Below are 24,721 nucleotides of genomic sequence, written 5' to 3' on the forward strand. Positions count from 1 at the left end.
CAGAGGTTGCCGGTCGGGGGTCGGGGCCGCGTACGGCCCGAGGGGAGGAAGTGCCGCGGAGACCGGTCACCGGCCGGTGCCCAGCGCGGTCGCGGGAAGACCGAGCGTCCGCGCGAGATCGGCGAGTTCCGCCTCGAACAGCTCGCCCGCGTCGTCGCCGATGGCCCGGGTCAGGCCGAGCGACTCGACGCTGACCATGCCGTACAGCCGTAGCCAGCACCGGGTGAACGCGACCGCGGCCGAGGGAGAGGGGAGTTCCGTCTCCAGTTGTTCGAGGAGCCGCCGGGCCGGCCTCTCGGTCGCCGGGGAGAGCTGTTCGGGCGGCAGGGGTGCGGGCCCGTAGTCGCGCCAGACGCCGGAGAAGACGTCCGCGAAGAGCCTGCCCACCTGACGTCGTGCCCGGCCGACCGACGCGCCCTCGTCCGGCGAGGACACGAACCAGGAGAGGTGGAACTCCGCGCCGTGTCCGACGGCCCAGTTCCGCAGCGCCCTGCTGGCGGCGATGAGCCGGCCCGCCGTGTCGGCCGCGTCGACGTGATCGACGGCGCTGACGATGTGCTCGGTCAGCTCTTCCAGAACGGCCACGACGACCGCGTCCAGCAGGGTGCGGTGGCTGTCGAAGTAGCGATAGACCCCGGGAGGGGTCATGCCCATCTCGCGGGCGACCGCCCGGATCGTCAGAGCCTCGGCCCCCTGGTCCGTCAGGATGCCGCGGCTCACGGAGATCAGCTCACGCAACGTGGCGTCACGCACGCGCTGACGCCGGAGCGAAACCGTCATCGAGCCCCCTCCACTGCTCGTACCTCTCCCGCGGCGACCCGCGGGAGATGAAGCTCTGTAGCAGAAGTTTACACATGTTAACTGTAGCGTCTAGTCGTAGCGGAAGATTTCCTAAGACGCTTTAGTTATTGGCAATCTGGCCCAACGGGATGTGCGGCTTTCCTCCCTTGGTGATCTTGTCGGCGGTTCCTGCCCGTTATCGGGGGCTTAGGGCTGCTTTAGGGGTTGCTCTTAGCGTCTGAACCGTCATCAGCAGTGCCGGGGCTCGCGTCCCGATCCGCTGCGCGCAGGGCGCGGTGACGCGGACGCGGCTCGTTGGAGGAGCGTATGGCGGAGACACCGGTACGACTTCTGTCGGTGGGAACGGCGTTGCCGGGACCTCCCATCGACACCGCCGCCCTGGCCGGGGCGTTCGGCATGGACCAGGTGTGGCGGCAGTGGGTCGACACGTTCATCGGCACAAGGACGCGTCATCTCGCGGTCGACCTGTCCACCGGCGAACGGCGGGACAGCCTGGCCGACCTCGGCGAGCGCGCCGCCGTCCAGGCCCTCACCCGGGCCGGGATCTCCGCGGAGGAGATCGACGTGGTGGTGCTGGGCACCGCCACTCCCGACACGCTGATGCCTGCGACGGTGAACGTCGTCGCCGAGCGGCTCCGCATCGACGGCGTGCCGGCGTTCCAGCTCCAGTCGGGCTGCTCCGGCGCCGTGCAGACGTTCGACGTCGCGGCCTCGCTGCTGGCCACCGGCCGCTACCGCACCGCGCTCGTCGTCGGCGGCGACGTCATCGCCAAGCACTACGACGTCAAGGCCGACCTGACGGCACTGCCGCCCGACGAGCTGGTCAACTACGTGCTGTTCGGCGACGGGGCCGGGGCCGCCGTGCTGAGCACCGCGGGCCCTCCGGAGGCGCCGGTGCTCCGGTCGGTGCTCACCCGGCTGTCCGGCCTCGACCGCGCGCCCGGCCAGATCCTGCGCTGGTACGGCCTGGCCGACCGTGACACGTCCGAGGCCCCGGCCAGCGAGGACTACAAGGCCATCGAGGAGTTCGTTCCCGTTCTCGCCGAGGAGACGGCCGACGAGTTGCTGGACGACCTCGGCTGGGACCGCGCGGAGGTCGACTACCTGTTGCCCCCGCAGCTGTCCGTCGCGATGACCGGGAAGATCACCGCGCGGCTCGCCTTCCCCGCGGCCGAGGAGGTCTCCTGCGTCGCGGAGACCGGCAACAACGGCAACGCCCTGGTGTTCTTCCAGCTCGACCGCCTGCTGCCGCGGATGACGCGGCCGTCGCGGGCGATCGCGGTGGCCATCGAGTCGAGCAAGTGGATCAAGTCGGGCCTGGCCCTGGAGCGTGCCTGATGGCCGCGATCAGCAGGGAGGAGTTCGTGGACCTGCTCCAGGACGAGATCGGCCTGGCCGTCGGCGGCGACGACCTCGCCCGGGCCCTCGACGAGGTGCCCGGATGGGACTCGCTGCACCTGCTGACGATGCTCGTCCTGCTGGAGAAGCGGGTGCGCCGGCCGCTGTCGCTGCCCGACTTCCTCGAGGCCGCGAGCCTGGAGTCGGTCTACGAGCTGGTGAACCGATGACCGGCCGCCCGTTCCCCTCCCAGCGCAGGCACACCCTGTTCTTCCTCGACCAGATCCGCGACTTCTCCCCGGTCTTTCTCGACACCGAGGTGGACGCCACCGCGATCGTCGCGGGACGGGCGCGGGCGCACCGGGCGGGGGAGCGCCGTTCGGTCGTCTCCTACGTCGTGCACGCGGCCGCCGGGGTCCTGGCCAAACACCCCGAGGCCAACTCCGCCATACACGGCCGGCTGGACCCGGTCGTCGCCTCCTTCGACACCGTGGCGGCCAAGGTCACCCTCGACAAGACCTGGGAGGGCCGCCGCGTCGTACTCGCCACCGTGATCCCCGCGCTGGAGTCCGCGTCCCTGGCCGACGTACAGGCGCACCTGGACCGGGCGGCCGCCGCCGATCCCGGCACGGCCGAGGAGTTCGCCGGCATCCGCGCGCTCCGGAGACTGGCCTGGCAGGAGGCGCTCGACCGGTTCCGCGAGATGGCGGGGCTGCTCGACCGGCGGCCCGCCGTCACCGGCACGTTCAGCGTCACCTCGCTCGGCCACCGCGCCGTCGACGGCTTCCACTCGGTCGGCGGCACCACCGTGACCCTCGGCGTGGGCCGGATCGCCGACCGCCCGGTCGTCAGGGACGGCGCCGTGGTGGTCGCCCCCGTCATGCGGCTCTCGCTGGCCTTCGACCACCGCGTGATCGACGGCGCCGAGGCCGCCGACGTGCTCACCGAGATCAAGGAAGCGCTGGAGGCGTACGAGGAATGAACGACCTGACCGAGCTCAAGCGCTTCGTCGTGGCGCACGCGATCTCGCAGAACCTGCCGGCCGACCACTACGGCGCCCTGCTCGACCGCATCACCGCGGACGCGGGCGACGAGCCGGGCTCGTGGCCGTACGAGTGGATCCGCGCCGGGGACGAGTGGGACGCCGCCGGTGAGACGGCCCTGGCCTGCCAGTACTACACGATGGGCCGCTTCCCGTACGTGGACGGCCCGGGCCGCAAGCGCGCGCTCGCCCGCTGCCTCGACGCCTTCGACCGGTGGCGGAGTGGGGTGCCGGGCCTGGAGCCCGTCGTCGTGGACGTGGACGGAGTCCCGGTGCGGGTGTGGGCCGCGGGCCTCTCCGCCGAGGAGCCCCGGCCGCTGCTCGTCATGACCGGCGGCATCGTGAGCCCGAAGGAGCAGTGGGGGCCGGTGCTGCCGCAGATCGCGGCCTTCGGCATGGCCGGGGTCGTGGCCGACCTGCCCGGCGTCGGCGAGAGCCCGCTCCGGTACGGCCCGGACGCGTGGCGGCTCTTTCCGGCCATCCTCGACGCCCTGGAGGGACGGGCCGAGGTGCGCGAGACCTACCTGCTCGCGCTGAGTTTCAGCGGCCATGCCGCGATCACCGCCGCGCTGCGCGACCCCCGCGTGCGGGGCGTGGTCGCCAACGGCCCGCCCGTCCACGACTTCTTCACCGACGCCGCCTGGCAGGCCCGGGTGCCGAAGGTCACCCGTGACACTCTGGCCCACCTGGCGGGTGTGCCGCCGGAGGCGGTCTTCGCGCACGTGCGCGACTGGGCGCTCGACGACGCCGACCTGCGCGCGCTCACCGTGCCCCTCGCCGCGGTGACGGCGAAGCGGGACGAGATCATCCCTCCCGGCGACACCGAACGGCTGAAGCGCTCGGTGCGCGACCTGCGGCTGATGGAGCACGACGACGTGCACGGCGCCCCCTCCCACCTCGCGGAGACCCGCGTGTGGAGCCTGCTCGCGGTGCAGCGGATGCGGCCCGGCGCCGACCCGGAGGTGACCGCGTCGCTGGCCGCCGCCCTGGAGGCCGCCCGGGCGGGAGCGGCCGCGTGAACGCCCCGCTCGCCGGAGCGCGGGTGCGGGGCGACTGGCTGCGCGAGTTCGCTCACGCCGCGCCCGGCGCCCCCCGCCTGGTCGTGTTCCCGCACGCCGGAGGCTCGGCCGGCTTCTTCATCCCGCTCGCGCGGGCGCTCGCCCCGCAGGTGCGCGTGCTGGCCGTGCAGTACCCCGGGCGCCTCGACCGGCGGCGCGAGCCGCCCGTCGAGGACGTGCGCGAGCTGGCCCGCAGGGTGGCGGACGTGCTCGCCCGGGAACCGGACGACGGCCCCCTCGCCTTCTTCGGGCACAGCATGGGCTCGCTGGTGGCGTTCGAGGCCGCGCTGCTCGGCGAGCGGGGCGCCGGCGCCGCGCCCGAGCGGCTGTTCGTCTCCGGCGGGCGGGCGCCCGCCCTCACCCGGGTGGATCCGGTGATCCTCCGCAGCGACGCCGCGCTGCTGGAGGAGGCCCTGTTCCTCGGCGGCACCTCCCGGCAGGTGCTGGAGAGCGCGGACCTGCGGGAGCTCGTGCTGCCCCCGCTGCGCGCCGACTACCGGGCGCTGCGCGCCTACCTGCCCGATCCCGGGGCGCGGGTCCGCTGCCCGGTCACCGCGCTGGTCGGCGACCGCGATCCGCGGGTGACCGTCGACCAGGCCGCCCGGTGGCGGGACCACACCGACGGCGGGTTCCGCCTCACGGTCCTGCCCGGCGGCCACTTCTACCTGACCCCGCGGCTGGAGGACGTCGCGGCGGCGGTGCGGAGCGGGCTCGCCGTACGGGCCTGACCCGCCTCCCCTCCCGCGCCGTCCGCGCCCGACCGCGCTCACCCTGCTCACCACGACCGAGAGTGAGGCACGACGTGATCAGCCCCGACCCGCAGGTGTCCCGGCCCGTCGCGGTCGTCGGAGTCGCGTGCCGCCTGCCCGGCGCGCCGCACCCGGACGCCCTGTGGCGGCTGCTGGAGGAGGGCCGCTCGGCCGTCCGCGAGGTGCCGGAGGGCCGCGCGCCGTCCCCGCTCCTGGACGCCCTGGCCCGGGAGAACCCCGGCGCCCGGTACGGCGCCTACCTCGACGACATCGCCGGGTTCGACGCGGAGTTCTTCGGGATCTCCCCTCGCGAGGCCGCCGCCATGGACCCCCAGCAGCGGCTCGTCCTGGAACTGGCCTGGGAGGCGCTGGAGGACGCCGGCGTGCTGCCCGAGACCCTGCGCGACACCCCGGCGGGTGTGTTCGTCGGGTCCATCGCCGACGAGTACGCCGCGCTGTCGCGCCCCTCCGCGATCGGGCGGCACACTCTCACCGGCACCACTCGCGGGATCATCGCCAACCGCGTGTCGTACGCCTTCGGCCTGCGCGGGCCGAGCATCGCGGTCGACACCGCGCAGTCGTCGTCGCTGGTGGCCGTGCACCTCGCGGCGGAGAGCGTGCGGCGCGGCGAATCGCGCCTGGCGCTCGCGGGCGGCGTCAACCTCATCGTCGACCCGGCCGGCACCGCGGCGGTCGCCCGGTTCGGCGGGCTGTCGCCCGACGGCCGGTGCCACACCTTCGACCGCCGGGCCAACGGCTACGTGCGGGGCGAGGGAGCCGGGCTGGTGCTGCTCAAGCCGCTGGACGCCGCGATCGAGGACGGCGACTCCGTCTACGCCGTGCTGCTCGGCGGCGCGGTCAACAACGACGGCGGCACCGACGGGCTCACCACCCCCAGCGCCGGCGCCCAGGCCGAGGTGCTCAGGCACGCCTGGGCGGCCGCCGGCGTCACGCCCTCCGACCTGCAGTACGTCGAACTGCACGGCACCGGAACCCGGGTCGGCGACCCGGTGGAGGCGCGGGCCCTGGGTCTCGCCCGCCCCGGCGACGGGCCGGCCCTGCAGGTCGGATCGGTGAAGACGAACATCGGGCACCTGGAGGGCGCCGCCGGGATCGCCGGTCTGATCAAGACCGTGCTCAGCGTCGCCCGGCGGCGGCTGCCCGCGAGCCTCAACTACGCCGAGCCGAACCCGGAGATCGACTTCGACGGCTGGGGCCTGTCCGTACGGGTCGCGGGAGGGGAGTGGCCCCGGGACGGCGCGCGGCTCGTCGCGGGCGTCAGTTCGTTCGGCATGGGCGGCACCAACTGCCACGTCGTGGTGGCCGAGCCGCCCGCGGCGCCTCCGGCCGTCCCCGTGGCGCCTTCGGCCGTGTCCGTGGCGCCTTCGGCCGCGCCCGGCACGCCGGAGGCCGCACCGGCGCGCACCCCTCTCGTGTTGAGCGCGCGCACCGGCGCCGCCCTGCGGGACCAGGCCGCCCGGCTGCTCGACCTCGCCGCCGGGGGCGGCACGTCCGGCGGACAGGATCCTTCCGGAGCGGCTCGGGCCGCCGGCCTCGCCCGGAGCCTGGCCACCACGCGAACCGCCTTCGAGCACCGGGCGGCCGTCACTGGGGACGTGGCAGCGGGGCTGGCGGCGCTCGCCGAGGGCCGCCCCGCCGCCGGGCTCGTCACGGGCAAGGCCACCTCCGCTCCCGTCGCGGTGCTGTTCCCCGGCCAGGGCAGTCAGCGGCCGGGCATGGGCCGCCGGGTCCACCAGGATCACCCCGTCTGGCGGGCGGCGTTCGACGAGGCCGCCGCGGCGTTGAACGAGCGGCTGCCGCGTCCTCTGGAGGAGGTCGTCTGGGCGGAGCCGGACGGCGAGGACGCCCGGCTGCTCGACCGCACGGCCTTCACCCAGCCCGCGATCTTCGCGGTCGAGGTGGCGACCTTCCGCCTGCTGGAGTCGCTCGGAGTCGAGCCGTCCTTCGTCGCCGGCCACTCCATCGGCGAGGTGGCCGCCGCGCACGTCGCGGGCGTGCTCGACCTGTCGTCCGCCGCCGAGCTGATCACGGCACGGGGGCGGCTAATGGAGTCGCTGCCCTCCGGCGGCGGCATGCTCGCCGTCGGCGCGCCCGAGGAGGAGGTGCGAGGGCTGATCGCGGAGGTGGACGGCCTCGTGGTCGTCGCCGCGGTGAACGGTCCCCGGTCCGTGGTCGTCGCGGGGGAGGACCCGGCGCTCGACGCCGTCGATGCCGTCGCCGTCGCGCGCGGCCACCGGACCCGGAGGCTCCAGGTGAGCCACGCCTTCCACTCGCCCTTGATGGACCCCGTGCTCGACGAGTTCCGTTCGGTGCTCGCGGGGCTCGCGTTCGGCCCGGCCCGCGTTCCGTTCGTGTCGACCGTGACCGGGGAGCTCGCCGGCCCCGCCGACGCCGGCTCCCGTGCGGGCCTCTTGGTGGATTACTGGGTGGACTACTGGGTGGAGCACGCCCGCCGTACGGTCCGCTTCGCCGACGGCCTGGACCGGCTGCGGGCGCTGGGCGCCGGAATCTTCGTGGAGGCGGGGCCGGGGACGGCCCTCAGCGCGGCCGGGCGGGAGGCGCTGGGCCAGGTGGCGACGTTCGTGCCGGTCCTCGGCAAGGACGACGACCTGGACCTCGCCGTCGGGCGGCTGTTCACCGCCGGGGTGCGGCTCGACTGGGACGCCGTCTTCGCGCCGGGAAGCCCCCGCGTCCCGCTGCCCACCTACCCCTTCCAGCGCGAGCCCCACTGGCTGGCGCCGGCCGCCGCGGACGGGACCCCTCCGCCCGCTGTGTCCCCTGCCGTGCCCCCGGTCACGGCCCCGGTCGCGGCCCCGGTGCCGCCCGCCCACGCCGTCCGTACGGCGAGGGGGGAGGGGCGGGTGATCGAGGAGGTGGCGGCCGTCCTCGGCTTCGCCGACCCCGGGCGCGTCGACCCCGAGGCGACGTTCAAGGACCTCGGCCTCGACTCGCTCGGCCTGGTCGAGCTGCGCGACCGCCTGAGCGCCGCCTTCGGCGCCGACCTGCCCGCCGCCGCGCTGTTCAGTCATCCCACTCCCGCCTCCATCGCCCGCCACCTCGCCGGGGAAGCCGAACAGGACGCTGCGCACGAGGCCGGAAGGGACGTCGTGGCGGCGGACGACGACCCGGTGGTGATCGTGGGGATGGGGTGCCGGTTCCCGGGCGGGGTGGCCTCGCCGGAGGACCTGTGGGAGGTGGTGGCCAGTGGCGCGGACGTCACGGGTGACTTCCCCGACGACCGGGGCTGGGACCTCGACGCCCTCTTCGATCCCGACCCGGAACGGCCCGGCGCCTCCTACACGCGCCGGGGCGGTTTCCTCCGTGACGCGGGGGAGTTCGATCCGGCGTTCTTCGGGATGAGCCCTCGGGAGGCGCTGGCCACCGATCCGCAGCAGCGGTTGCTGCTGCAGGTGTCGTGGGAGGCGCTGGAGCGGGCCGGCATCGACCCGCTGTCGCTGAAGGAGACCCGCACCGGCGTGTTCGTCGGCGCGACCGCGTCAGACTACACGCCCCGGCTGCACGAGGGCGGCGGCGGGACCGACGGCTACCTCCTCACCGGGGGCAGCGTCAGCGTGGCGTCGGGGCGGATCGCGTATGTGCTGGGGTCGCGGGGTCCGGCGTTGACGGTGGATACGGCGTGTTCGTCGTCGTTGGTGGCGTTGGATCTGGCGGTGCGTGCGGTGCGGTCGGGGGAGTGCGGGCTGGCGTTGGCGGGTGGGGCGGCGGTGATGGCGTCGCCGGGGATGTTCGTGGAGTTTTCGCGGCAGCGGGGGTTGTCGGCTGATGGGCGGTGCCGGGCGTTTTCGGCGTCGGCTGATGGGACGGGGTGGGCTGAGGGTGTGGGTGTGGTGGTGGTGGAGCGGTTGTCGGCGGCGCGGCGGGCGGGGCATCGGGTGTTGGCGGTGGTGGCGGGGTCGGCGGTGAATTCCGATGGGGCGAGTAATGGGTTGACGGCGCCGAACGGGCGGGCGCAGGAGCAGGTGATCGGGCGGGCGCTGGCGGAGGCGGGGCTGGGTCCGGGTGATGTGGATGTGGTGGAGGCGCATGGGACGGGGACGCGGTTGGGGGATCCGATCGAGGCGCGGGCGTTGGGTGCGGCTTATGGGCGTGGTCGGGTGGCGCCGTTGTGGGTGGGGTCGTTGAAGTCGAACATCGGTCATGCTCAGGCGGCGGCGGGGGTGGGCGGGGTCATCAAGATGGTGATGGCGTTGCGGCATGGGGTGTTGCCGGCGACGTTGCATGTGGACGAGCCGACGCCGCATGTGGACTGGGAGGGTTCGGGGCTGGCGTTGCTGACCGCACCTGTGGCCTGGCCGCAGGGGGAACGGCCGCGCCGGGCGGGGGTGTCGTCCTTCGGGATCAGCGGCACCAACGCCCACGTCATCCTCCAGCAACCACCCACCACCGCCCTCGGACAATCACCCGCCACCGCCCTCGGACAGCCACCCACCACCGCCCTCAGACAATCACCCACCACCACACTCGGACAATCACCCGCCACCGCCCTCGGACAATCACCCGCCACCGCCCTCGGACAATCACCCACCACCGCCCTCGGACAATCACCCACCACCACACTCGGACAGCCACCTGCCACCGGCGACGACCCCTCCCCCTCCCTTTCCACCGGCCAGGACGCCGACGCGCAGTCCCCCACCACAACGATCCCGGGCACCTCGGCGACTGCGGACCCCCCGGCGGAGGAGGGCGTGCCGCTGCTGCTGTCGGGAACGGACGCGGCGGCGCTGCGACGGCAGGCCGCCGCGCTCGCCGGGCACCTGCACGACCACCCGGAACTCCACCTCCGGGACGTGTCCGCCACGCTCACGTCGCGGGCGCGGCTCCCGTACGGCGCGGCCGTCCTGGGGGACCACGCGGCCGCCCTGCGCGCCCTCTCCCGGGGCGAGGTCCACGACGCGGTCGTGACGGGCGAGCGGATCGGCGGGCGCACGGTCTTCGTCTTCCCCGGTCAGGGGTCGCAGTGGCCCGAGATGGCCCGCGCGCTCCTGGACGCCGACCCGGTCTTCCGGGCCGGGATCGACGCCTGCGCCGAGGCCTTCGCCGAGCACACCGACTGGTCCCTGCACGATGTCCTGCGGGGCGCGCAGGGCGCGCCCTCGCTCGACCGCGTCGACGTCGTGCAGCCGGTGCTGTTCGCGGTCATGGTGTCGCTCGCCGCGATGTGGCGCGCCGCGGGGGTGACGCCGGACGCGGTCGTCGGGCACTCCCAGGGCGAGATCGCCGCCGCTTATGTCGCGGGCGCGCTGTCCCTCTCCGACGCGTCGCGGCTGGTCACCCTGCGCAGCAAGGCCATCGCCCGGATCGCCGGGGACGGCGGCATGGTGTCGGTGGCGCTCGGCGCGGCCGAGGCGGCCGAGCTCGCGGCTCGCTGGGAGGGCGCCGTCGAGGTCGCCGTGCGCAACGGACCGCGCTCCACCGTCGTCGCCGGGGACGCCGCGGCGCTCGCCGAGCTGCTCGCCCGGTGCGAGGACGACGGCGTGCGCGCCCGCCGCATCCCGGTGGACTACGCCTCCCACACCCGGTACGTCGAGCCGCTGCGCGAGGAACTGCTGCGGACGTTCGCGGGGCTGCGACCCCGGCCCGCCGAGATCGCCTTCCACTCCGCGGTGACCGGCGACGTGCTGGACACGACCACCCTGGACGCCGGCTACTGGTTCCGCAACCTCCGGGAGACCGTCCGCTTCGACGCCGCCCTCGGCGGCCTGGCCGACAGCGGCCACCGGAGGTTCGTCGAGATCAGCCCGCATCCGGTGCTCACCGTGGCCGTGGAGGAGACGTTCGCCGAGCGGGGGATCACGTGCCTCGCCGCGGGCACGCTCCGGCGCGGCGAGGGCGGGCCAGGCGCCTTCCGCCGAGCCCTGGCCGTGGCGCACCTCGCCGGCGTCCCCGTCGCCTGGCCGCGCGAGGGGACGCCGGTGGATCTGCCCACCTACCGGTTCAGCGGCGAGCGCTACTGGCTCACACCCTCCGCCGGACCCGCCCAGGCGTCCCGGCTCGGTCTCGCCGCAGCCCGGCATCCCCTGCTCGGCGCGATGGTCACGCTCGCGGACGGCGGGGCGGTGCTGACCGGGCAGATCGACCTGGCCGCGCAGGGCTGGCTCGCCGACCACCGGGTTTTGGGCACCGCCCTGCTTCCCGGCACGGCGTTCGCCGAACTGGCCGCGCACGCCGGCCGACTCACCGGCACCCCCGAGGTGCGCGAGCTGACCGTAGAGGCTCCCCTCACGCTGGACGCCGACCGGCCCGCGCAGGTGCAGGTGCTCGTCGCCGCCCCCGGCGCGGACGGACGGCGCGGCGTCGAGGTGCACGCACGGGCCGGTGACGACCGACCGTGGACCCGGCACGCTTCGGGCACCCTCGCCGAGGCCGGAGACACGCCGGCGCTCCGCGACCCGCAGGCCACGCCCGGCGGCGAACTCCCGGCCTGGCCGCCCGCCGGGACCGAAGCGGTCGACGTGTCGGACGTCTACGACCGCCTGTACCGGCTCGGCTACGACTACGGCCCGGCCTTCCAGGGCCTCAGCGCCGTATGGCGCGACGGCGACACGGTCTACGCGGAGCTGTCCTCCCCCTCGGACGCGGACCCGTCCGGCTCCGCGCAGGACTTCCCGCTGCATCCCGCGCTCCTGGACGCGGCCCTCCACCCGGTGGTGGCGGGGCTCGCCGGGCTCACCGACCCGGACGTCGGCGCGCCCCTCCTGCCGTTCGCGTTCGAGGGCCTGCGCCTCACCGGCCGGGCCGGGCGCACCGTGCGGGCCCGCGTCGAGCCGCTCGGAGGCTCCCGGTTCCGCTACCTGTTCGCGGACGAGGACGGGCAGACGATCGGGACGATCGAGTCGCTGGCCTTCCGGCCGGCCGCCCGTGAGGACCTCGCGGGCGTCCGGCCCGCCGCCGAGGCGTACGGCCTCGTCTGGGAGCCGGTGACCGATCTCGGCCCGGCGCCGCGCCGTGTCGGGGTGCTGGAGGGCTTCGGCGCCACCGGAGACCTGCTGGAGCTCGGGAACCTCCGCGACCTTGGCGATCCCGACGACGTGGAGGTCGTCACCGGTGCGGACGCCGCAGCGCTCACCCGGGCCGAGGTGGTGCTCGTACCGGTGGGCGGACCGCGACCCGCCGCCGTCCCCGAAGGCTCCTCCGCCGGCCTCGCCGGGCGGGCGCACGCCCGCACGGCCGCCGTCCTCACCCTGCTGCAGCAATGGGCCGCCGATCCCGCGCTCGACGGCATCAGGCTCACGGTCGTGGCCGACGGGCGGGACCTCGCCTCCGCGCCGCTGCGCGGGCTGGTGCGCACCGCCGCCGCCGAGCACCCCGGCCGGTTCGCGCTCGCCGTGGTGGACGGCCCGGCGCCCGTGGCGCTGCTCGCCGCCGGGCACGGCGAACGCGAGGTGGCCGTACGCGACGGGGTCCTGCTGGCGCCGAGGCTCGCCGTCCGTGACCTGGCCGCGCCCGTGACCGAGCCCCGGCACGAGGACGGCGCCGACCCGGGCGCTGAGCTCATCTCAGACGGCCCCGGGCTCGGCACGGGCGGCACTGAGGTCGCTACGGCTGGCGCCGGGCTCACTACGAACGGCACTGAGCTCACTACGAACGGCACCGTGCTCATCACCGGCGGCACGGGAACCCTGGGAGCGCTCGTGGCCCGCAGGCTGGCGGCGGCGGCTCGGCCGCCCCACCTGCTGCTCGTGAGCCGATCCGGGCCGGACGCCCCCGGCGCGGAGGCCCTCGCCCGCGACCTGCGCGAGGCGGGCGCGGAGGTCACCCTGGTGGCCTGCGACGTCGCTGACCGGGACGCCTTGGCGGAGGTGCTGGACGCCGTCCCCGCCGGCCGCCCGCTGCGCGGCGTGGTGCACACGGCGGGCGTGCTGGCCGACGCCACCCTCACGGAGCTGGACGCCCGCGCGCTCGCCGCGGTGCTGCGGCCGAAGCTGGACGCCGCCTGGCATCTGCACGAGCTGACAGCGGAGCTCCCCCTGGAGCGCTTCGTGCTGTTCTCCTCCGCCGTGGCCGCCCTCGGAGTGCCCGGGCAGGCGAACTACGCCGCGGCCAACGCGTTCCTCGACGCCCTCGCCGAGCACCGGGCCGGTCTCGGGCTGCCCGCGACCTCCGTCGCCTGGGGCGTGTGGGAGGAGGCCAGCGCCATGACCGGCCACCTCGACGACGCCGGCCGCGCCCGGCTCGCCCGGTACGGCGTGGGCACGCTCTCCACGGCCGTCGCCCTCGACGTTCTCGACCGGGTGCGCGAGCCGTACACCGTGGTGTCGCCCCTCGACGACGCCGTGCTGCGTGAGGAGGCGGCGGCGGGGCGGTTGCCCGCCCTGTTCTCCAGCCTCGTGGTCTTTCCGTCTCGTGTGCGGCGGGCGGCCGAAGGTGCCTGGGCGCGGCGGGTGCTGTCCGGACGTCCGCACGAGCGCCTGAACCTGGTCACCCGGCTCGTGCGCGAGCAGGCCGCGTCCGTCCTCGGACACGACGATCCGGCCGAGGTGCCCGGTGACCGGCCATTGAAGGAACTCGGCTTCGACTCGCTCACCTCGGTCGAGCTGCGCAACCGGCTGAACGCCCTGACCGGGCTGACGCTCCCGGCCACGATCGTGTTCGAGTTCCCGACCGTCGCCGCGCTCGCCGGGCACCTGCTCGGCCTCATCACGGTGGAGGAGAGGGCGGCCACCGCGGTCGCGGTGCGGGCTGCGGACGACGACCCGGTGGTGATCGTGGGGATGGGGTGCCGGTTCCCGGGCGGGGTGGCCTCGCCGGAGGATCTGTGGGAGGTGGTGGCCAGTGGCGCGGACGTCACGGGTGACTTCCCCGACGACCGGGGCTGGGACCTCGACGCCCTCTATCACCCGGACCCCGACCACCGGGGCACCGCGTACACGCGCCGGGGCGGTTTCCTGCACGACGCGGGGGAGTTCGATCCGGCGTTCTTCGGGATGAGTCCGCGGGAGGCGCTGGCCACCGATCCGCAGCAGCGGTTGCTGCTGCAGGTGTCGTGGGAGGCGCTGGAGCGGGCCGGCATCGACCCGCTGTCGCTCAGGGACAGTGACACCGGCGTGTTCATCGGGGCCATGTACGACGACTACGGCAGCCGTCTGCGCGTCGTGCCCGAGGAGCTGGAGGGCCTGCTGCTGGCCGGCAACGAGTCGAGCGTGGCGTCGGGGCGGATCGCGTATGTGCTGGGGTCGCGGGGTCCGGCGTTGACGGTGGATACGGCGTGTTCGTCGTCGTTGGTGGCGTTGGATCTGGCGGTGCGTGCGGTGCGGTCGGGGGAGTGCGGGCTGGCGTTGGCGGGTGGGGCGGCGGTGATGGCGTCGCCGGGGATGTTCGTGGAGTTTTCGCGGCAGCGGGGGTTGTCGGCTGATGGGCGGTGCCGGGCGTTTTCGGCGTCGGCTGATGGGACGGGGTGGGCTGAGGGTGTGGGTGTGGTGGTGGTGGAGCGGTTGTCGGCGGCGCGGCGGGCGGGGCATCGGGTGTTGGCGGTGGTGGCGGGGTCGGCGGTGAATTCCGATGGGGCGAGTAATGGGTTGACGGCGCCGAACGGGCGGGCGCAGGAGCAGGTGATCGGGCGGGCGCTGGCGGAGGCGGGGCTGGGTCCGGGTGATGTGGATGTGGTGGAGGCGCATGGGACGGGGACGCGGTTGGGGGATCCGATCGAGGCGCGGGCGTTGGGTGCGGCTTATGGGCGTGGTCGGGTGGCGCCGTTGTGGGTGGGGTCGTTGAAGTCGAACATCGGTCATGCTCAGGCGGCGGCGGGGGTGGGCGGGGTCATCAAGATGGTGATGGCGTTGCGGCATGGGGTGTTGCCGGCGACGTTGCATGTGGACGAGCCGACGCCGCATGTGGACTGGGAGGGTTCGGGGCTGGCGTTGCTGACCGCACCTGTGGCCTGGCCGCAGGGGGAACGGCCGCGCCGGGCGGGGGTGTCGTCCTTCGGGATCAGCGGCACCAACGCCCACGTCATCCTCCAGCAACCACCCACCACCGCCCTCGGACAATCACCCGCCGACACCCTCGGACAGCCACCCGCCACCGCCCTCAGACAGCCACCCGCCGACACCCTCGGACAATCACCCACCACCACACTCGGACAGCCACCCACCACCGCCGACGACCCCTCCCCCGACCAGGACGCCACCACGACGACCGCCAGCACGACGTCCGTCACCACGACGACTGCGGGCACCTCGACGGAGGAGAGCGTGCCGTTCGTCCTGTCGGCGAAGACGGAGACCGCGCTGCGCGCGCAGGCGGGCCTCCTGCACGACGTCCTCGCAGGCAGGTCCGCCGCGCCGAGAGACGTCGCGTTCACCCTCACTCGCCGGTCGCGGCTGGAGCGCCGGGCCGTGGTGGACACCGCGCTCGGGGACCCGGTGCGGGCTCTGGCCGCCCTCCGCGACGGCGTGCGCCACCCGGCCGTCGTCACCGGACGCGCCCTGCCGGACCAGCGGCTCGCGTTCCTGTTCTCCGGGCAGGGCGCGCAGCGGGCCGGGATGGGCGCGGGCCTGCTGGAGACCTCCACGGTGTACGCCGCCGCCTTCGACGAGATCTCCGCGTTGCTGGAGCCCCACATCGGCACGGGACTGCGCGACCTGATCGCCGACCCGGAGCGCCTGGGACAGACTCTTTACGCTCAGCCGGCGCTGTTCGCCGTGGAGGTCGCGCTCTACCGGCTCGCCGAGTCGTACGCCCTGCGGCCCGACTTCCTGATCGGCCACTCGGTCGGGGAGCTCGCCGCCGCGCACGTGGCGGGCGTGCTCGACCTCCCCTCCGCCTGCGCGCTGGTCGCGGCCCGGGGCCGCCTGATGCAGGCCGCCCGGGACGACGGCGCGATGGCCGCGTTCGCCGCCACCCCGGAGGAGGCGGCCGGGCTGGCCGCCTCGGCGGGCGGGACCGTCGAGGTGGCCGCGGTCAACGGCCCGGCGTCGGTCGTGCTGTCGGGTGACGCGGACGAGATCGACCGGCTCGTCGCCCGATGGAAGGACGAGGGCCGCAAGGCCACCCGGCTGAAGGTGAGTCACGCCTTCCACTCGGCGCACATGGACGGCGTGCTGGAGGAATTCCGCCAGGTGGTCACCGGGCTGACGTTCGCACCGGCCCGGCTGCCCATCGTCTCGACGGCGACCGGGGCGCTCGCGGGCGAGCGTGAGATGTCCGGCCCGGACTACTGGGTGGCGCAGTTGCGCGGCACCGTGCGGTTCGCCGACGCGGTCCGCGCGGCACGGGAGGCGGGCGCGACCCGCTTCGCCGAGCTGGGCCCCGACGGGTCGCTCGCCGCGCACGCCCAGGAGACGTGCACCGCGCAGAGGGACGCCGCGCAGAGAGACACCGCGAGAGGCGGCACAGCGGGGGGAGACGCCGCGAAGGGAGAGGCCGCGGGGGGAGACGCCTCGAAGGGCGAAGCCGGGGAGGTCGTCGCAGCGAAGGTGGTCACCGCTGAGGTGGTCGCCGTGCCGCTGCTCCGGACGGGCCGCCCGGATGCGGCGGCGGTGCGGGCCGCGCTCGCCCGGCTGCACGTGGCCGGCGTGCCGGTCGACTTCGGGCCGCTCGTCGCGGGCGGCCGGCTCACGGACCTGCCGACGTACCCCTTCGAGACCAGGCGCTACTGGCTGCTGCCCGCCGCGGACGACGGCCCTCCGGCGGCGTTCGGGCTGGACGCCCCGCCGCATCCGCTGCTGGCCGGGACGGCCGAGCTGCCCGGCGGGAGCCGGCTGTTCACCGGCGTGCTGTCCACCCGCCGCCAGCCGTGGCTGGCCGACCACCGGATCGGCGGCCGCGTGCTGGTCCCGGCCATGGCCCTGGCCGACCTGGCATTGGCGGTGGGCGGGGAGGCCGGCCTGCCGACGCTGGGTGAGTTCGTGATGCGCGCGCCGCTCGAACTGGACGGCCGGGGGGAGGTCCGGCTCCAGGCGGCCCTGTCCCCGGACGGTGAGCTCACCGTGCGCAGCCGGGCGCTAGAGGCGGCGGAGTGGACCGTCAACGCCACCGCCACGCTCACGCGGGAGGAGGTCGCGCCCGGTGCCCCCGTCGGGTCCGGTCCCGGCCATCGCGTCGACCCCGGAACGCCCGAGGCCACCTACCGTCTGCTCGCCGAGCACGGGTACGAGTACGGCCCGGCGTTCCAGGGGCTGCTGTCCGCCTGGCGGGACGGCGACGACCTGTACGCCGAGGTGGCGTCGCCGCCGTCGCTCCGCGGCGACGCCGCGCGTCACGCGGTCCGGCCCGCCCTGCTGGACGCGGCCCTGCACGCCCTGTCGCTGGACGGGATCGACGGCCCGCGTCGCGTGCCGTACGCGCTGAGCGGCGTCCGGGCGCCCGCGGCGCCCGCGTCCGGAGGACGGCCGCCGCACCTCACCCGGATCCGCGCCCGGTTCACCCCGCTCGCTCCCGACGCCTACCGGGCCGACCTCATCGGCGACGACGGCCGGGAGGTCCTGACCGTGGAGCGGCTGCGGCTGCGGCCGCTCCCGTCCGCCGCCGCCGTGTACGGCCTGCACTGGGAGGCGAGGCCCCGGCCCGAGCCGGCGGCGGGCGCCGTCCTCGCCGGCGTCGCCGCCGTGGCGGACCTTCTCGAACGGCCTCCGTCGCTCGCGCTGCTGCACGGGCTCGACCGCGACGACGACCCGTACGCCGCGCTGGACGAGGCCCGCGAGGTCCTGCGGCGGTGGGCGGCCGGTGACGGCGGGCGCCTGGTGGTGCTGACCCGGGGTCTCGCTGTGGACGACGCCGAGGCCGCCCGGCCGTCCACGGCCGCCCTGTGGGGCCTGGTCAGGGCGGCCCGGGCCGAGCACCCCGGCCGGTTCGCCCTGCTCGACATCGGCCCGGAGGACGGGCCGGAGGATCCGGAGCTGCTCGCGGCTGCGGGTGCGGCGTTCCCCGAGGCCGCGATCCGGTCGGGAGCGCCGCTGGTGCCGCGTCTCGGCCCCGCACCCGCGGCGCCGTCGTCCTCCGGACCGCTGTGGCCGCGCAGCGCCGCGGGCGGCACGGTGCTCGTCACCGGCGGGCTCGGCGCACTCGGCCGGCGGATCGCCGCCCATCTCGTCACCCATCACGGCGTACGGAACCTGCTGCTGGTGAGCCGCCGGGGTGAGCGCCATCCAGATTCCGGCGCGGCCCAGGCGGAGCTGGCCGCCCTCGGCGCCGCGGTCGCCGTGCGGGCCTGCGACCCGGCGGACGCGGAGGCCCTCACCGCCCTGCTCGGCGGCCTGGACGCTCCGCTGACGGGCGTCGTCCACGCGGCGGGCGTCGCCGAGGACGCCACCCTGGAACGGCTCACCGGGGCGGCCCTGCGGCGGGCGCTCGACGCGAAGCTCACCGGCGCCCGCAACCTCGACGAGGCCACCCGCGACGCGGACCTCGACGCGTTCGCGCTGTTCGGTTCCGTGGCGGGCGTCCTCGGCACCGCCGGGCAGGGCGCGTACGCCGCCGCGAACGCCGCCCTCGACGCGGTGGCGCGGCGACGGCGGCGGGCCGGCCGGCCCGCCGTGACCGTTCACTGGGGCCTGTGGGACCTCGGCGAAGGCATGAGCGGTGCCCTGGGAGACGTGGACGTCGCCCGGCTCGGACGGGCGGGCATCCGCCCCATGGCCCCGGCCGACGGACTCGGCCTGTTCGACGACGCCCTACGGTCGGACGCCCCGGTCGTGGTGGCCGGCAACCTCGACCTCGCCGTCGCGGCGGCCCGGCACCGCCCGCGGGCCGCGACGCCCGCCCCCGCCTCGGCCGCAGCTCTGGCCGCCGTCCCGATCGTCGCGGGGACCGGCCGCCGGGACACCGCACGGCTGGTCCTCGACGCGGTCGCCGCGGTCCTGGGCCACGCCGACGGCGCTGAGATCGACCCGGACCGGCCGTTCACCGACCTCGGGGTCGACTCGCTGACCGCCCTGGAGCTGCGCAACCGGCTGGGCGACGACCTCGGTGTGCGCCTGTCCGCCACCGTCGTCTTCGACCACCCCACCCCGGCCGCCCTGATCGGGCTCCTCGACGCCCTGGCCGGCGGTCCGGACCTGCCGGGAGCGCCGGACGGCGACGCCCACCCCGGCGCGGGCGCGCGGGAGCGGGAGCCGTACGACCCGGACGGCGACGCCGTCGCGATCGTGGGCATGGCGTGCCGGTTCCCCGGCGGCGCGCGCACCCCGGCCGAGCTGTGGGAGCTGCTCGTCTCGGGCACGGACGCGATCACCGAGTTCCCAACGGACCGCGGCTGGGACCCCGACCTGTTCGATCCCGATCCGGAGCACCCGGGCACGTCGATCACCCGGCACGGCGGCTTCCTGCACGACGCGGCCGAGTTCGACCCCGAGTTCTTCGGGATCAGCCCCCGCGAGGCGCTGGCCGTCGACCCCCAGCAGAGGCTGCTGCTGCAGACCGCGTGGGAGGCGGTCGAGGACGCCGGGATCGACCCGGCGACGCTCCGCGGATCCCAGAGCGGGGTGTTCGTCGGCGTCATGTACTCCGACTACGGCGCGCGGGTCCACCAGCGGCGCGGCGCGGCCCGCGATCTGGAGGGCTACCTGGTGAGCGGCAGCGCGGGAAGCGTCGCCTCCGGCCGCATCTCCTACACCCTCGGCCTGGAGGGCCCGGCCGTGACGGTGGACACCGCCTGCTCCTCCTCCCTGGTCGCCGTCCACCAGGCGGTGCAGGCGCTGCGGCTGGGCGAGTGCGGGCTGGCCCTCGCCGGGGGCTCGACCGTGATGGCGAGCCCGGCCACGTTCGTCGAGTTCAGCCGCCAGCGCGGGCTGGCCCCCGACGGCCGCTGCAAGCCCTTCTCGGCGGACGCGGACGGCACGGCCTGGGGCGAGGGGGTGGGGCTGCTCGTGCTGGAGCGCCTGGCCGACGCGCGCCGCAACGGGCACCGCGTGCTCGCCGTGGTCCGCGGGTCCGCCGTCAACCAGGACGGCGCGAGCAACGGCCTCACCGCGCCGAACGGCCCCGCCCAGGAGCGGGTCATCCGGGCCGCCCTGCGCAGCGCGGGGCTGCGGCCGGCCGACGTCGACGTGCTGGAGGCCCACGGCACCGGCACCCGGCTGGGCGACCCGATCGAGGCGGGCGCGGTGCTCGGCACGTACGGACAGGACCGGGACGGGCGCGCACCGCTGCTGATGGGCTCGCTCAAGTCGAACATCGGGCACACCCAGGCCGCCGCCGGAGTCGCCGGGATCATGAAGATGGTGCTCGCCATGCGGCACGGGCGGGTGCCCGCGACCCTGCACCTGAGCCGGCCGACCGAGCACGTGGACTGGTCCGGCGGCGCGGTGGCCGTGCCCGCCGAGGCGGTGCCCTGGCCCGGCACTCCCGGCCCGCGCCGGGCGGCGGTCTCGTCGTTCGGGATCAGCGGCACCAACGCGCACGTCATCCTGGAGATGGGTGACGAGCCCCGGGCGGAGGGCCCGGCACCGGACGAGGCGACGCCGGTCGTGCCGTGGGTGCTGAGCGCGCGCACCGACGAAGGGCTGCGCGAGCAGGCGGCACGCCTGAGGCGGCACGTGGCGGCCGACCCCGGCCTGCGGATCGCCGACGTCGCCCTGTCGCTCGGCGTCACCCGGACCGCGTTCGACCGGCGGGCCGTCGTCCTCGGCCGGGACCGCGCCGAGCTGATCGCCGGGCTCGACCACCTGATCGCGGGTACCACGCCGCCGCCCGGCGCCTTCCCCACCGTCGTCACCGGTACGGCGGTGCGCGGCCGGACCGCCGTCCTGTTCGCCGGTCAGGGCGGCCAGCGGACCGGCATGGGCACGGAGCTGTACCGGACGTTCCCGGCCTACGCGAGGGCGTTCGACGAGGTGTGCGAGCAGCTGCGCCGCGCCGACGGCGTCGACGTGGCGGCCGTGGTCGCGGGGGAGGGCGAGCCGGGGCTCATCCACCGGACCCGCTACACCCAGGCGTCGCTGTTCGCCCTGGAGGTGGCCCTCTTCCGGCTGCTGGAGTCGTGGGGCCTGCCGGTCGACGCCCTTGCCGGGCACTCGGTCGGCGAGATCGCCGCCGCGCACGTCGCCGGAGCGCTGACCCTCCCCGACGCGGCGGCGCTCGTCGCGGCGCGCGGGCGGCTCATGCAGGAGCTGCCCGAGGGCGGGCTGATGGCGGCGGTGCAGGCCGACCGGGCGACCGTGGAGCTGCTGGCGCGTGAGACGGGCGTGCGGGTGGACGTGGCCGCGGTCAACGCCCCCGGTTCGGTGGTGATCTCCGGCGAAGCCGGCCCCGTGGAGCGGCTGACCGCCCATCTCGCCGGGCTCGGGCACCGGGTGAAGCGGCTCACCGTGAGCCACGCCTTCCACTCCGCGCTGATGGAGCCGATGCTGGCGCCGTTCCGCGCGGAGATCGCCGGTCTGTCCGCGGCGCCCCCGCGGCGCACGCTCGTGTCGACGCTCACCGCCGAGGAGGCCGACGCCGATGTCCTGGGATCCGCGGAGCACTGGGCGGACCAGGTCAGGGGAACCGTCCTGTTCGCGGACGCGGTCGCGCGGCTGCGCGGGCTCGGCGCCGTCCGCTTCCTGGAGATCGGCCCCGACGCGGCGCTGACCGCGATGGTCCGGCAGTGCGACCTGGGTGAGGACGCCGTCGCGGCGGCGGCGCTCGGCCGCGGGGACGACGAGGCGGCCGCCCTGTGGTCGTTCGTGGCCCGTGCCTTCGTGGCCGGGGTCGCCTGGGACTGGCGGGCGCTGCTCGGCGGCGGGACCGTCGTGCCGCTCCCCACCTACCCGTTCCGCCGCGAGCGCCTGTGGCTCGCGGCACCGGGCGAGGACGGGTCCGCGGCCGGTGTCGGCGCGGAGAAACCCGATCACCCGCTGCTCATGGCCGCCGTCGCCGTCCCGGACGGCGGGCAGACCGTCTACACCGGGGTGCTTTCGGCCGCGCGGCAGCCCTGGCTGGCCGACCACCTCCTGGCCGGCGTCCCGGTGCTCCCGGCGGCCGCACTCCTCGACGTGACCTCCTGGCTCGCCGACCGGCACGGCGGCCACGCGGTCCGGGAACTGGAGCTGCGCTCCCCGGTGACGATCCCGGCGGAGCGGGAGGTCCACCTGAGGATCACGGTCGACGGCGCCCGGGTCCGCGTGCACGGCCGTCCCGCGGGGACCGAGGAGTGGATCCAGCACGCCGAGGCGGCGCTTGACGGCGACGCCGCCGCGCCCGTCTGGTCCGGCCGCCGGCCCCCGGCGGCCGAGCCCGTGGACGTGACGGGGGCGTACGAGCTCTTCGCCGCCCGCGGCTACGGCTACGGCCCGGCCTTCCAGGGGCTGCGGGCCCTGTGGCGGTCCGGGGACGAGCTGTACGCGGAGGTCGAGACCGGCGCCGGCCTGACGCCGGGGCTGCTCGACGCCGCCTTCCACCCCTGGATCGCCACCGCGCAGGACCCTCCCGAGGGGCACATCCCCGTCCCGTACGCCTTCCGGGGCGTGCGGCTGCACGCCGTGCCCGCCGGACGGCTGCTGGTCCGGATCCGGCACACCGGCGAGGAGACGTTCGCGCTCGACGCGGTGGACGCCCAGGGGAGCCTGGTGCTGTCCGTGGCGGAGGCCCGGGTGCGCCCGGTCGAGGAGCGCGCGCTGCTGGGCGCGGCCGGGGCGGCCACGCGGCCGTACGAGGTGGTGTGGGTCTCCGCGCCGCCGGATGAGCCGGCGGCCGCGCGGCCGGACGCGCTCTCGGACCCGGCCGCGGGCTCCGGGGACCTGGTTGTCCTGGCCCCCGACGGGCTACTCGCCGACGGGTCCTTCCCGGTGCTGGCATACCCGGCCGGGACGGGCGGCGCCCCCAGCGAAGCGGACGCAGATCGAGCGGACGCCGGTCGAGCGGACGCCGGTGAAGTGGACGATGTGGCGGGCGCGGTCCGGGAGGCGCTGCGCCGAGCGCGCGAGGCCATCCTCGGGCTGCCCGCCGACGGCCGTCTCGTGGTGGTGACCCAGGGAGCGGTGACCCGGGAACTGGTGACCGAGGGAGCGATCGCCGGTGACCCGGCCGCTCGCACCGACCACACCGATCACCACAACAGCGACCGTGGCGACCACACGGACCAGCATCGCATCGACTACCAGCACAGCGACCACAGCCACCGGGCCGGCGACCGCATCGACCGCGCTGACCGTGCGGACCTTGCTGGCCACACCGACCGTGCCGGGCTGGTGGGGGCGGCGCTGTGGGGGCTGGTCCGCACGGCCCGGCTGGAGTTCCCCGGCCGGATCGGCGTGGTCGACGTCGACGCCCACCCCGAGTCCCTGGCACTCCTGCCCCGCGTGCTGGCGGCCGAGCCCGGCCAGCTCGCCCTCCGCCACGGCGAGACGCTGCGCCCCCGCCTGCGCCCGGTGACCGGCGCCCCTGACGCCCCGCCGGACCTCGGCGCGGGCACCGTCCTGGTCACCGGCGCGGGCGGCGCGCTCGGCGCGGAGGTGACCCGCCACCTGGTCACCCGGCACGGCGCCCGCAGTCTCCTGCTCGTCAGCCGGCGCGGCGACGCCGACCCGGCCCTGCGCGCCCTGGCCGGCGAACTGGCCGCCCGGGACGGCGTCGAGGTCCGTACGGCCGCCTGCGACGTGGCCGATCCCGCCGCGGCCGGCGCCCTGGTCGGCGAGGTGGCCGGCTCCCTGACCGCGGTGTTCCACGTCGCGGGCGCCCTGGACGACGCGGTGCTGGAGAACGCGACCCCCGAGCGGATCGACCGGGTGCTGCGTCCCAAGGTCGACGGCGCCTGGAACCTCCACAGGCTCACCGCGAGGCTGCCGCTGCGGGCCTTCGTGCTGTTCTCGTCGGTCGCGGGCGTGCTGGGCAACGCGGGGCAGGCGGGCTACGCCGCGGCCAACGCGTTCCTGGACGCGCTCGCCGAACGGCGGCGGGCGGCCGGGCTGGCGGGCCTGTCCCTCGCCTGGGGCCTGTGGGACACGGGGCCGGGCCGGGGCATGGCCGGGGAGCTGAGCGAGGCCGCCCAGAGCAGACTCGCCCGGATGGGCGTGCGCGCCCTGACCACCGACGAGGCGCTCGGGCTGCTCGACGACGCGCTGGGGGCCGGCCGGGCGGTGCTGGTGCCGGCCCGGTTCGACCGCGGAGCGCTCGCCCGGCGGCCCGGCGACCTGCCCGAGGTGCTCGCCGACCTGGCACCGGCCAGGCCCGCCGTACGGGCCCTGCCGCTGTCGCGGAGATTGGACGGGCTGGCGGAGGACGCGGCGCGGGCCCTGGTGCGGGAGGTCGTCGCCGGCCGGGTCGCGGAGGTGCTGGGCCTCGCCGGCGGGGCGCGCGTGCCGGACGACCGCGGGCTGTTCGACCTCGGTCTCGACTCGCTCACGGCCATCGAGCTGCGCAACCGGCTGGGCGAGGAGATCGGGGACCGGCTCCCCGCGACTGTGCTGTTCGACCACCCGACCGTGCGGGAGCTGACCGCGCATCTGCTGGAGCGGCTGCGCCCGGAGCGGGAGGTGTTCGACCCGGCGGCGCTGGACGGGTGGGTGTCGGCGGCCGCGGACCTCATGGCGGACGACGGCCGGCGGGCCGGGCTCGTGCGCGCGCTGCGAGGCGCGCTGACCGCCCTCGGCGCGACGCGGGGCGCGTACGGCGGCAACGCAGGCAACGGCGCGAACGGCGGCAACGGCGGGAACGGCCACGACCCCGTGGGATCCCTGGACGGCTCCCTCGACGGGGTCGAGGCGGCCTCGGACGACGAGCTGTTCGGGCTGCTCGACCGGGAGCTGAGCGAGTGACCGCACAAGTGACCGCAT

The 24,721-nt window shown here is 75.7% G+C and carries 7 protein-coding genes; 6 read left to right on the forward strand and 1 reads right to left on the reverse strand.

The features are described from left to right. Nucleotides 1-66: 66 nt before the first annotated feature. On the reverse strand, nt 67-780 hold the full coding sequence (locus tag FED44_RS28555; RefSeq protein ID WP_138462659.1) for a TetR/AcrR family transcriptional regulator: 714 nt from the start codon (nt 778-780) through the stop codon (nt 67-69). Nucleotides 781-1,107: 327 nt separating this feature from the next. Between FED44_RS28555 and FED44_RS28560 the strand changes: the two genes are divergently transcribed. The 6 genes from FED44_RS28560 to FED44_RS37770 all read left to right on the forward strand — a co-directional run bounded on the left by FED44_RS28560 (nt 1,108) and on the right by FED44_RS37770 (nt 24,703). After that, a complete protein-coding gene (locus FED44_RS28560) occupies nt 1,108-2,139 on the forward strand; it encodes a 3-oxoacyl-ACP synthase III family protein (RefSeq protein ID WP_138462660.1) in 1,032 nt (343 codons plus the stop codon). After that, complete coding sequence (locus FED44_RS28565) at nt 2,139-2,369, forward strand: acyl carrier protein (protein WP_138462661.1); 231 nt, start codon at nt 2,139-2,141, stop codon at nt 2,367-2,369. Before FED44_RS28560 ends, FED44_RS28565 begins: the two co-directional genes overlap by 1 nt. Then, a complete protein-coding gene (locus tag FED44_RS38250) occupies nt 2,366-3,121 on the forward strand; it encodes a 2-oxo acid dehydrogenase subunit E2 (RefSeq protein WP_138462662.1) in 756 nt (251 codons plus the stop codon). The genes FED44_RS28565 and FED44_RS38250 overlap by 4 nt, the downstream gene beginning before the upstream one ends. After that, entirely contained in the window at nt 3,118-4,200 is a 1,083-nt protein-coding gene (locus tag FED44_RS28575; RefSeq protein ID WP_138462663.1) for an alpha/beta hydrolase, read from the forward strand. Before FED44_RS38250 ends, FED44_RS28575 begins: the two co-directional genes overlap by 4 nt. After that, the gene (locus FED44_RS28580; RefSeq protein WP_138462664.1) at nt 4,197-4,967 is read left to right on the forward strand and encodes a thioesterase II family protein; all 771 of its coding nucleotides are present in this window, start codon (nt 4,197-4,199) and stop codon (nt 4,965-4,967) included. The genes FED44_RS28575 and FED44_RS28580 overlap by 4 nt, the downstream gene beginning before the upstream one ends. 74 nt (nt 4,968-5,041) lie before the next feature. Then, nucleotides 5,042-24,703, forward strand: a complete 19,662-nt coding sequence (locus tag FED44_RS37770; protein WP_244302352.1) for a type I polyketide synthase — start codon at nt 5,042-5,044, stop codon at nt 24,701-24,703. Nucleotides 24,704-24,721 lie beyond the last annotated feature (18 nt).

The organism is Microbispora triticiradicis, from assembly GCF_005864065.1.
Taxonomy (GTDB): Bacteria; Actinomycetota; Actinomycetes; order Streptosporangiales; family Streptosporangiaceae; genus Microbispora; species Microbispora triticiradicis.

Excerpts from the sequence above, each read along its gene's own strand:
- FED44_RS28555 (WP_138462659.1), bottom strand. The coding sequence starts at position 780 with ATGACGGTTTCGCTCCGGCGTCAGCGCGTGCGTGACGCCACGTTGCGT.
- FED44_RS28560 (WP_138462660.1), top strand. The coding sequence starts at position 1,108 with ATGGCGGAGACACCGGTACGACTTCTGTCGGTGGGAACGGCGTTGCCG.
- FED44_RS28565 (WP_138462661.1), top strand. The coding sequence starts at position 2,139 with ATGGCCGCGATCAGCAGGGAGGAGTTCGTGGACCTGCTCCAGGACGAG.
- FED44_RS38250 (WP_138462662.1), top strand. The coding sequence starts at position 2,366 with ATGACCGGCCGCCCGTTCCCCTCCCAGCGCAGGCACACCCTGTTCTTC.
- FED44_RS28575 (WP_138462663.1), top strand. The coding sequence starts at position 3,118 with ATGAACGACCTGACCGAGCTCAAGCGCTTCGTCGTGGCGCACGCGATC.